The organism is Streptomyces rhizoryzae (genome assembly GCF_023155275.1).
GTDB lineage: Bacteria > Actinomycetota > Actinomycetes > Streptomycetales > Streptomycetaceae > Streptomyces > Streptomyces rhizoryzae.
This window is the reverse complement of record NZ_JALMUV010000087.1, coordinates 1-10,256: the sequence shown is the minus strand read 5'-3', so window position 1 is coordinate 10,256 and position 10,256 is coordinate 1. Positions and strand designations below refer to the sequence as shown.

At 70.6% G+C, this 10,256-nt stretch carries 11 protein-coding genes; 10 read left to right on the top strand and 1 reads right to left on the bottom strand.

Annotated features, from left to right (window positions below; genetic code table 11):
* The first annotated feature begins 628 nt into the window (after positions 1-628).
* Positions 629-931: a DUF4193 domain-containing protein gene (locus MUU72_RS34460; protein WP_016575747.1), complete on the top strand. Its 303-nt coding sequence runs from the start codon at positions 629-631 to the stop codon at positions 929-931.
* Positions 932-943: 12 nt separating this feature from the next.
* Positions 944-1,768, top strand: coding sequence for a hypothetical protein (locus tag MUU72_RS34455; protein ID WP_372503298.1), 825 nt, complete (start codon positions 944-946; stop codon positions 1,766-1,768).
* A gap of 96 nt (positions 1,769-1,864) precedes the next feature.
* On the opposite strand, the gene MUU72_RS34450 is transcribed toward MUU72_RS34455, so the two are convergent.
* On the bottom strand, positions 1,865-2,308 hold the full coding sequence (locus MUU72_RS34450; protein WP_248017398.1) for a DUF3093 domain-containing protein: 444 nt from the start codon (positions 2,306-2,308) through the stop codon (positions 1,865-1,867).
* Between the two features lie 58 nt (positions 2,309-2,366).
* Between MUU72_RS34450 and MUU72_RS34445 the strand changes: the two genes are divergently transcribed.
* The 8 genes from MUU72_RS34445 (at position 2,367) to MUU72_RS34410 (ending at position 10,231) form a co-directional block, all read left to right on the top strand.
* Entirely contained in the window at positions 2,367-2,960 is a 594-nt protein-coding gene (locus MUU72_RS34445; RefSeq protein ID WP_248017397.1) for a PaaI family thioesterase, read from the top strand.
* Positions 2,957-3,478, top strand: coding sequence for a dUTP diphosphatase (dut, locus tag MUU72_RS34440; RefSeq protein ID WP_248017396.1), 522 nt, complete (start codon positions 2,957-2,959; stop codon positions 3,476-3,478). The genes MUU72_RS34445 and dut overlap by 4 nt, the downstream gene beginning before the upstream one ends.
* Position 3,479: 1 nt before the next feature.
* A complete protein-coding gene (locus MUU72_RS34435; protein ID WP_248017395.1) occupies positions 3,480-4,238 on the top strand; it encodes a DUF3710 domain-containing protein in 759 nt (252 codons plus the stop codon).
* Between the two features lie 327 nt (positions 4,239-4,565).
* Entirely contained in the window at positions 4,566-4,655 is a 90-nt protein-coding gene (kdpF, locus tag MUU72_RS34430) for a K(+)-transporting ATPase subunit F (protein WP_016575741.1), read from the top strand.
* 1 nt (position 4,656) lies between these two features.
* Complete coding sequence (gene kdpA / locus MUU72_RS34425; protein WP_248017394.1) at positions 4,657-6,366, top strand: potassium-transporting ATPase subunit KdpA; 1,710 nt, start codon at positions 4,657-4,659, stop codon at positions 6,364-6,366.
* A gap of 32 nt (positions 6,367-6,398) precedes the next feature.
* Positions 6,399-8,504, top strand: a complete 2,106-nt coding sequence (gene kdpB / locus MUU72_RS34420; protein WP_248017401.1) for a potassium-transporting ATPase subunit KdpB — start codon at positions 6,399-6,401, stop codon at positions 8,502-8,504.
* A 5-nt stretch (positions 8,505-8,509) separates the two neighbouring features.
* Complete coding sequence (gene kdpC, locus MUU72_RS34415) at positions 8,510-9,172, top strand: potassium-transporting ATPase subunit KdpC (RefSeq protein WP_248017393.1); 663 nt, start codon at positions 8,510-8,512, stop codon at positions 9,170-9,172.
* A gap of 381 nt (positions 9,173-9,553) precedes the next feature.
* Positions 9,554-10,231 carry an ABC transporter ATP-binding protein gene (locus MUU72_RS34410; protein ID WP_248017400.1) on the top strand — a complete coding sequence of 226 codons (678 nt, stop codon included), beginning with the start codon at positions 9,554-9,556 and terminating at the stop codon, positions 10,229-10,231.
* Positions 10,232-10,256: the final 25 nt, after the last annotated feature.

Here is a 10,256-nt window from a genome sequence, read left to right as displayed (position 1 = left end):
CGGTGGTCCGCGCCCACGACGGCACGATCACCGCCGTCCCCCGCGAAGGCGGCGGGCTGGACATGCGCGTCGTCCTGCCGCTCTGACACCGGCGGCAGGGCCCCTGTGCGGCCGCTGGACGGGCTGCGCGCGACGGGCCGGAATTCTGGTTACCGGCGCGTACGGCCGCGCCTCCCGCGGCCGTACAGGGATTCCGGTCACGACCCGTCCGGCTTTCCGGTTTGACGCGAAGGGGGGTCTCCGGGGATCCTTCGCCGGAGTTCGCTTTGCGCGGAATTCGGCGGGTCCGCCCGCCGCCCCGACCGTGTGTGATCCCTCACAGAGAGCCCTTTCCGGCCATCTACGCTCCGTGATCGAAATGCCCGGTGGAAAGCCGGGAAAATCCGGGTTTCACGGGGCTCTGATCACGGGAAGTACACGTGATGGGCTGCGCGAGGTGCGACTTTCGGACCGTGTACGGTCCTGATCGCCATCCAAACCGATCACCTCTTCAGGGGTGCGGTTGGGTGTCGATTGAGTAACAGACCTTGATGTGAGGCAAAATCTCCGCCTCAGGTCGGGCACAAGTCCGGCCTCTCACGCGTTACGAGCGCTGAGACACCGCAGACACCCAGAGGGGGAGAGCGAAATGGCTACGGATTACGACACTCCACGCAAGACCGATGACGACCTCAACGAGGACAGCATCGAGGAACTGAAGTCGCGGCGGAACGACAAGTCCGCCTCGGCCGTCGACGTCGATGAGTTCGAGCAGGCCGAGGGCCTGGAACTCCCCGGCGCCGACCTGTCCAACGAAGAACTCGCGGTGCGCGTCCTGCCCAAGCAGCAGGACGAGTTCACCTGCATGAGCTGCTTCCTGGTCCACCACCGCAGCCAGCTGGCCGCGGAGGACAAGAACGGCAACCCGATCTGCCGCGACTGCGCGGCCTGACCGGCCTACGCCGTGCCAGGCGTGAACCCGTTCCGCAAGGGCCGCGAGGGCGGCAACGGTCCGGCGGCCGGCGCACGACCACGCGAGAAATCCGCGCCCGTGCCCGCCGACCCGACCGCCCTCCCCGAGGAACGGACCACCGGTGGCCTACGGGCGCGGGCCCGGCCGGCCTCACTCGCGGCCGCCGCCACCCGCGGCGTCCTCAGGGGCCGCGACGGCGTACGGTCGGCGCTCGGCGCGATCGCCGACCGGATCATCGCCACCGCCCCCAGGATCCCGGTCCGCGACCTCGCCACCCTGCGCGCCCAGTTCCCCGGCCTGACCCCCGAGGAACTGGCCGACAAGCTGGTGGCGGGCGCCTGCGCGGGCACCGCCACCGTCGGCGCGGGCGTGGGCGCGGCCGCCATGCTGCCCGTACCGCCCGCCATGGCCGCCGAACTCGCCGCCGAGGTCGCCGGCGTCGCCTCCCTGGAGATCAAGCTCATCGCCGAACTCCACGAGGTCTACGGCCTGCGGCCCCCGGGCAACCTCACCCGCCGCACCGCGGCCTACCTGACCTCCTGGACGCACGAACGCGGTATCGACGTCGCCGCCCCCGCCTCGCTCAACGCGGCCCTCGGCGGGCAGATGCGCCGCGAACTGCGCCAGCAGATCATGAAGCGCACCCTGCGCAACCTGCCCAACCTCACGCCGTTCCTCGTCGGCGCCGCGGTCGGCGCGTTCCTCAACCGCCGCGACACCCGCAAACTCGCCGAGAAGATCCGCACGGACCTGCGCCGCCGGCAGATCCCCTGGGACGCCCTCCCCGAGGGCTCCGGCGGCCCCCGGGAGCGCTAGGAGCGCCAGGCCCTGCCGCCGGCGCCCCGCCCTTGCCCTCCGGGCGGACGACCGAAGGGCCCACAGGCTCCCGCAGGGTCCGCCAGGGGCGAGTAGCTAGCCGCGCGCCGCCGCCAGCGCCGCCACCAGCCGCTCCGGCTCCCGCGTCGACAGATACGCGTACGGCGTCGGATCCCCGGGGTCGGTGATCTCCACCCGCACCGCCGTCGGCACATAACTCCGCAGCAGCATGAACGCCCGCGCGTCCGCCTTGTGCGTCCGCCAGGCCAGCGCCTCCGCGGCGTCCAGCGCCCGCGCCTCACCCAGCGCCGACACCGGGATCCGGGCGTCCCCGGCGACCAGCGCGCCGCCCACCACCCGGATCCGCGCCGAACCGTACGAGCTCACCGCCACCGCGGACAGCGCCGCGCCGCCGATCAGCCCGCCGAGCATCGGCAGCGTCCCCAGGGGCAGCAGCATCAGGGCACAGGCGACACCGATCAGCACGGCGATCACCCACCAGGAACGGGGCGCGGTGAGACGTTCTTCGTACGACTGCATGCCTCCAGCTTGGCACGGCGGCACCCGCCCGCTACGCGCGCGGGTAGGGTCTGCACTCGTGAGTGGAACTGACCAACCCAGGACGCGGCTGACACCGCCCGAGGACGCCACCGCCCCGGTCCGGCACCCGGACGCGCCGGCCCCCGGCGAACTCCTCGGCGCGCACTACGACCGGTGCTTCGGCTGCGGCACCGGCCAGCCGCACGGACTGCACCTGGAGGCCCGGGCCGGCGACGGCGTCACCGTGACCGCCGAATTCACCGTCCAGGAGGCCCACCAGGGTGCCCCCGGCCTGGCCCACGGCGGCGTGCTGGCCACCGCGCTGGACGAGACGCTCGGCTCGCTGAACTGGCTGCTGCGGGTCATCGCCGTGACCGGGCGGCTGGAGACCGACTTCCTGGCACCGGTGCCGCTGGGTGCTGTCCTGCACCTGAGCGCCCACGTCACCGCCGTGCACGGCCGCAAGATCTACTCGGCCGCGGAAGGCCGGATAGGCGGCCCCGACGGCCCCGTCGCGGTCCGCGCCCGGGCGGTCTTCATCGAGGTCAAGGTCGACCACTTCATCGACAACGGAAGGACCGAGGAGATCCGGGCGGCGATGGCCGACCCGGACCAGGTCAAGCGCGTACGTGCCTTCGAGGTGAACCCGTGAGCCAGCTACGGAATCCGGTCGACGTGCTGCTGCGCCGCCTGGACCCGGACGTGCCCGTCCCGTCCGCCGCGCACCCCGGTGACGCCGGCGTCGACCTGGTCACCACCGAGGCCGCCGACCTCGCCCCCGGCGAACGCGCCGTCCTCCCCACCGGCATCGCCATCGCCCTGCCCGACGGCTACGCCGCGTTCGTCCACCCCCGCTCCGGACTCGCGGCCCGCTGCGGAGTGGCGCTGGTGAATGCCCCCGGGACGGTCGATGCCGGGTACCGTGGAGAGATCAAGGTGATCGTGGTCAATCTCGATCCGCGGGAAAGCGTGCGGTTCGAGAAGTACGACCGGATCGCCCAATTGGTCGTCCAGCAGGTCGAGAAGGTGCGCTTCCACGAGGTGGCGGAACTTCCCGGCTCGGCGCGGGCCGAGGGGGGATTCGGATCCACCGGCGGTCATGCGGCGGTGGGCGGCCCCACGGGCGGGAATGAATACGCATCGGTCGGTGGCGACCGGGAAGGACAGTGACGTGTTCGGACGTCGCAAGAAGAATGAGGCTCCGGCAGAGCCTGCCGAGGACACCGCGCTCCCCGACGAGAGCACGGACGGCGAGGACGACGCGACGCAGCAGCGGCTCAATCTTCCGCCCGCGCCGCGCCCCGACGGCCCCTGGGACGCCTCCGAGGTCAAGGAGCCCGGTCAGGGCCGGGTCGACCTCGGCGGCCTCTACGTGCCCGGTGTCGAGGGCATGGAACTGCGGGTCGAGGTCGCCGGCGACGCCATCGTCGCCGCCACCGTCGTCCTCCAGGACAGCGCCGTGCAGCTCCAGGCGTTCGCCGCCCCCAGGAACGAGGGCATCTGGGGCGAGGTCCGCGAGGAGATCGCCGCAGGCATCACCCAGCAGGGCGGCGTCATCGACGAGGTCGACGGTCCCCTGGGCTGGGAACTGCGCGCCCAGGTCCCCGTCCAGCTGCCCGACGGCACCAACGGCGTGCAGGTCGTGCGGTTCGTCGGCGTCGACGGCCCGCGCTGGTTCCTGCGCGGGGTGATCTCCGGGCAGGGCGCCGTCCAGCCGCAGGCCGCCGGCGTCCTGGAACACATCTTCCGGGACACCGTCGTCGTCCGCGGCGAAGGCCCGATGGCACCGCGCGACCCGATCGTCCTCAAGCTCCCCGACGACGCCCAGATGGTGCCGGACGGGGTCCAGCAGGAACAGGCCGGCGGCTCCCGCTTCGGCGGCGGCGTGGAACGCCTGGAACGCGGACCGGAGATCACCGAGATCCGCTGACCCGGCGCGCCACCGCACGCTGCGGCGATACCCGCCGCGACGGCTCAATCGTGACGGTCACCAGGGGCCGTACTCCCGTGAAGGGGGTACGGCCCCTTCACGTTTGTGCAGGTCAGATCAGGAGGCGTAAGAAAAGCGTCAACGGAACGCTAATGGCCGTAAGGGAGGCGTCAACAGCGGTCAAGCGGCGGAAGAACGGCGGTTTGCTCTAGGGGTCCTTCCAACCGTTCGCCCATAGGAGCGCCCGATGGCCGACGCGGCCCTCGTCGTCGCCACCCTCGCGGTCTTCGCGCTGGTGGCACTCGTCGCCAAGGGGGTGACGAAGCTGTGACCATCGAGAACATCGTCGGCCTCATCGTGGCCGTCGCCCTCCTCGGCTACCTCGTCCTCGCCCTCGTCTTCCCGGAGAGGTTCTGAGGTGACCACAGCTGCCGCCACCGCCGCGGGCTCCCTCAGCCCCGCACTCGCCGGCGTACTCCAGCTCACCGCACTCATCGCGGCACTCGCCCTGGCGTACCGCCCCCTCGGCGACTACATGGCCGCCGTCTACAGCTCCCCCCGCCACCTGCGCGCGGAAAAGATCATCTACCGCTGCATAGGCGCCAACGCCGACACCCAGATGCGCTGGCCCGCCTACCTCCGCGGCGTCCTCGCCTTCTCCCTGGCCGGAGTGCTCCTCCTCTACCTCCTCCAGCGCCTCCAAGGACACCTCCCGCTCTCCCTCGGCTTCGCCTCCATCAGCCCCGACCAAGCCTTCAACACCGCCGCGTCCTTCGTCGCCAACACCAACTGGCAGTCGTACAGCGGCGAACAGGCCATGGGGCACCTCGTCCAGACCGCCGGCCTCGCCGTCCAGAACTTCGTCTCCGCCGCCACCGGCATGGCCGTCGCCATCGCCCTCGTCCGCGGCTTCGCCCGCTCCCGCACCGGCGAACTCGGCAACTTCTGGGCCGATCTCGTCCGCGGCACCCTCCGCATCCTCGTGCCCCTCGCCGTCATCGGCGCCCTCGTCCTCGTCGCCTGCGGCGCCCTCCAGAACTTCTCCGCCATCCACGGGATCGGCCAGTTCATGGGCGGCACCCAGCAGACCAACGGCGGCGCCGTCGCCTCCCAGGAAGTCATCAAAGAACTCGGCACCAACGGCGGCGGCTACTTCAACGCCAACTCCGCCCACCCCTTCGAAAACCCCACCCCCTTCACCAACCTCTTCGAGATCTTCCTGATCCTCGTCATCCCCTTCTCCCTCACCCGCACCTTCGGCAAGCTCGTCGGCAACGTGAAACAGGGCTACGCCGTCCTCGCCACCATGGGCATCATCTGGCTCGGCTTCACCGCCCTGATGATGTGGACCGAATTCGCCCACGGCGGCCCCGCACTCCAAGCCGCCGGCGCCGCCATGGAAGGCAAGGAAACCCGCTTCGGCGTCGGCGCCTCCGCGATCTTCTCCGTCACCACCACCCTCACCTCCACCGGAGCCGTGGACTCCTTCCACTCCTCCTTCACCGCATTCGGCGGCGGCCTCCAACTCCTCGGCATGATGCTCGGCGAAATCGCCCCCGGCGGCGTCGGCTCCGGCCTCTACGGCATGCTCGTCATGGCCGTCATCGCCGTCTTCATCGCCGGCCTCATGGTCGGCCGCACCCCCGAATACCTCGGCAAGAAGATCGGCACCCGCGAAATCAAACTCGCCGCCTGCTACATCCTCATCACCCCCACCCTCGTCCTCGGCTTCACCGCCGCCTCGATGGTCCTCCCCGACGCCCTGGCCTCCATGCTCAACACCAAGGCCCTCGGCGCCGGACCCCACGGCTTCTCCGAAGTCCTCTACGCCTACACCTCCGGCGCCAACAACAACGGCTCCGCCTTCGCCGGCCTCAACGCCAACACCCCCTGGTACAACACCACCATCGGCCTCGCCATGCTCCTCGGCCGCTTCCTCCCCATGGTGTTCGTCCTCGCCCTCGCCGGATCGCTCGCCGAACAGCAACCGGTCCCCGAAACCGCCGGCACCCTCCGCACCGAGAAGCCGCTCTTCGCCGGACTCCTCGTCGGCACCATCCTGATCATCACCGGCCTGACGTACTTCCCCGCACTCGCCCTCGGGCCCCTCGCGGAGGGACTGTCATGACCGCCCCCGTGAAACCGGAGGAGCCCGGCTCCATGCCCACCGCCACCCCGACCCGCACCCCCGAACACGACGCCGCCAGCGGCCCCCAACCCGCCGACGGCCGCGTCGGCGGCGGCCTCTTCGACCCCCGGCAGCTCCTCACCTCAACCCCCGACGCACTCCGCAAACTCGACCCGCGGGTGATGATCAAATCGCCCGTCATGTTCGTCGTCGAGGTCGGCTCCGTCCTCACCACGGTCTTCGCCTGCGCCGCACCCACCGACTGGTTCGGCTGGGCCATCGCCGCCTGGCTCTGGCTCACCGTCATCTTCGCCAACCTCGCCGAAGCCGTCGCCGAAGGCCGCGGCAAAGCCCAGGCCGACACCCTCCGCAAAGCCAAGACCGACACCGTCGCCCGCCGCCTCGACGGCACCACCGAAGAACACGTCCCCGGCACCGAACTCCGCGTCGGCGACCTCGTCGTCTGCGAAGCCGGCGACATCATCCCCGGCGACGGCGACGTCGTCGAAGGCGTCGCCTCCGTCGACGAATCCGCCATCACCGGCGAATCCGCCCCCGTCATCCGCGAATCCGGCGGCGACCGCTGCGCCGTCACCGGCGGCACCAAGGTCCTCTCCGACCGCATCGTCATCAAGATCACGACGAAGCCCGGCGAGACCTTCATCGACCGCATGATCAACCTCGTCGAAGGCGCCGCACGCCAGAAGACCCCCAACGAGATCGCGCTGAACATCCTCCTCGCGTCCCTCACCATCGTCTTCCTGCTCGCCGTCGTCACCCTCCAGCCGTTCGCCGTCTACGCCGGCGCCGAACAGCCCATGATCGTGCTGCTCGCCCTGCTGGTCTGCCTCATCCCCACCACCATCGGCGCCCTCCTCTCCGCCATCGGCATCGCCGGCATGGACCGCCTCGTCCAGCGCAACGTCCTCGCCATGTCCGGACGCGCCGTCGAAGCAGCAGGCGATGTATCGACATTGCTGCTCGACAAGACCGGCACCATCACCTACGGCAACCGCCGCGCCGCCGAGTTCGTCCCCGTCCCCGGCGCCACCGAGGAAGAACTCGCCGACGCCGCCCAGCTCTCCTCCCTCGCCGACGAAACCCCCGAAGGACGCTCCGTCGTCGAACTCGCCAAGGAGAAGTACCGCCTGCGCGAGGGTGAGTTCAGCGGCGACACGTTGACGGGCGCCGAGTGGATACCGTTCACCGCCCAGACCCGCATGTCCGGCGTCGACATCGACGGCCGCAAGGTCCGCAAGGGCGCCACCGGATCCGTCCTCGCCTGGGTACGCGAACGCGGCGGCGACGTCACCGACGACGCCCGCGCCCTCGCCGACACCATCTCCCAGGCCGGCGGCACCCCCCTCCTCGTCGCCCTCGAAGACGAAAGCGGCCCCCGCGTCCTCGGCGTCATCCACCTCAAGGACGTCGTCAAGGACGGCATGCGCGAACGCTTCGAAGAACTGCGCAAAATGGGCATCAAAACCGTCATGATCACCGGCGACAACCCGCTGACGGCCAAAGCCATCGCCGACGAGGCCGGCGTCGACGACTTCCTCGCTGAAGCCACCCCCGAGGACAAGATGGCCCTCATCAAGCGGGAGCAGGCCGGCGGCAAACTCGTCGCCATGACCGGCGACGGGACGAACGACGCCCCGGCCCTGGCCCAGGCCGACGTCGGCGTCGCCATGAACACCGGCACCTCGGCCGCCAAAGAGGCCGGCAACATGGTCGACCTCGACTCCAACCCGACCAAACTCATCGAGATCGTCGAGATCGGCAAGCAGCTCCTCATCACCCGCGGCGCCCTGACGACCTTCTCCATCGCCAACGACGTCGCCAAATACTTCGCGATCATCCCCGCGATGTTCGCCGTCGCCTACCCCGGCCTCGACACCCTCAACATCATGCGGCTGCACAGCTCGCAGACCGCCATCCTCTCCGCGATCATCTTCAACGCCCTGATCATCGTCGCCCTCGTACCGCTCGCCCTGAAGGGCGTCCGCTACCGGCCGGTCAGCGCAGACAAGATGCTCCGCCGCAACCTCGCCGTCTACGGCCTCGGCGGCCTCATCGCCCCCTTCATCGGCATCAAACTCATCGACCTGCTGATCTCCCTCATCCCCGGAATCGGATGACCGCCATGAACAACTCCGTACGCAACACCGCCCGGTTGCTGACCGCGGGCCTGCGCGCCCTGCTCGTCCTCACCGTGGTCTGCGGGGTGCTCTACCCCCTGGTCGTCACCGGAGTGGCCCAGGCCGCCTTCCCCGGCAAGGCCAACGGCTCCGAGATCACCTCACACGGAAAGTCCGTCGGCTCCGCCCTCCTCGGCCAGCGCTACGACAAGGGCACCGACAAGAAGGGCAACCCCATCCCGGACCTCCGCTACTTCCAGCCCCGCCCCTCCGCCGGACTCGGCAGCAACCGCACCAACGGCGTCAACACCCAGTACGACCTCCAGGTCTCCGGCGCCTCCAACCAGGGCGCCACCAACACCGACCTCATCAACGCCGTCAAGGAACGCAAGCACTGGGTCGCCACCACCTACGGCGTCCCCGAGTCCCAGGTCCCCGCCGACGCCGTCACCTCCTCCGGCTCCGGCCTCGACCCCGACATCTCACCCGCCTACGCCCTCCTCCAGGCCAACCGCGTCGCCAAGGAGAACCACCTCCCCGCCGACCGGGTCCAGCGCCTCGTCCAGGACCACATCCAAGGACGCCAGCTCGGCTTCATGGGCGAACCCCGGGTCAACGTCCTGGAACTCAACGTGGCACTCCGCGACCTGGCCCAGAACCGGCGGTGACCACGGCCCGCCGGCACACCACGGGGACGGCCCCGGGGACACGCTTCCCCGGGGCCGTCCCCGCTGCGCGGGCGGCGGGGTGACGGCGCCCCGCCCCCTACCCCCTCTGGCCTGCACTTCCCCGAGTTATCCACAGCCATTGCCGCCCGCGGCGCCCGCTCCGCATACTGAAGTCCCGCAGGCGGACAACGCCCGGCGGGGGCCGGGAAGCCGAGCCGAGGACGCTCGCAACTTCCTTTACGGGAAGGACAGTTGGGTGTCCGGCCGCGGTGTCGGGACCAGGGCGAGAACGGGGGACATGGCATGAACGGGAGCAGTGGAGCAGGCAGCGGACCGGCGACCGCCGGCACGGGCGTCGCGGACACGGCGCCGGCCGGAGCGATGGTCGTCGTGGAGGACCTCCACCGCAGCTACGGGACGGGCCCCGGAGCGGTCCACGCCCTGCGCGGCGTGACGTGCAGCGTGCCGCGCGGCGAACTGGTCGCGCTCCGCGGCCGGTCCGGATCCGGCAAGACCACCCTCCTCAACCTCATCGGCGGACTGGACACCCCCGACTCCGGGCGGATCACCGTCGACGGCACCCCCCTGGCCGACCTCGGCGAACACGGACTGCTGGAACTGCGGCGCGACCGCGTCGGCTTCGTCTTCCAGTCGTTCGGACTGATACCGATACTCAGCGCCGCGGAGAACGTCGGAATACCGCTGCGGCTGCGCAAGGTCCCGGCGCGGGAGCGCGAGGCGCGCGTCGCACTCCTGCTGTCCCTGGTGGGCCTCGCCGACCACGCCGCCCAGCGACCCGGCGAGCTCTCCGGCGGCCAGCAGCAGCGCGTCGCCATCGCACGCGCGCTGGCCAACCGTCCCGCCCTGCTCATCGCCGACGAGCCGACGGGACAACTGGACGCCGAGACCGGCCTGGAGGTGATGGAACTACTGCGTGCCCTCGTGCGCGGCGAGGGGGTCACGGCGCTGGTCGCGACCCACGACGCCACCCTCCTCACCTTCGCCGACCGGGTGCTGGAGCTGAACGACGGGGTGGTCACGGTGGCGGGGGAGGGGTGACGGGCGGGGGGTGAGGGGGTGCGGG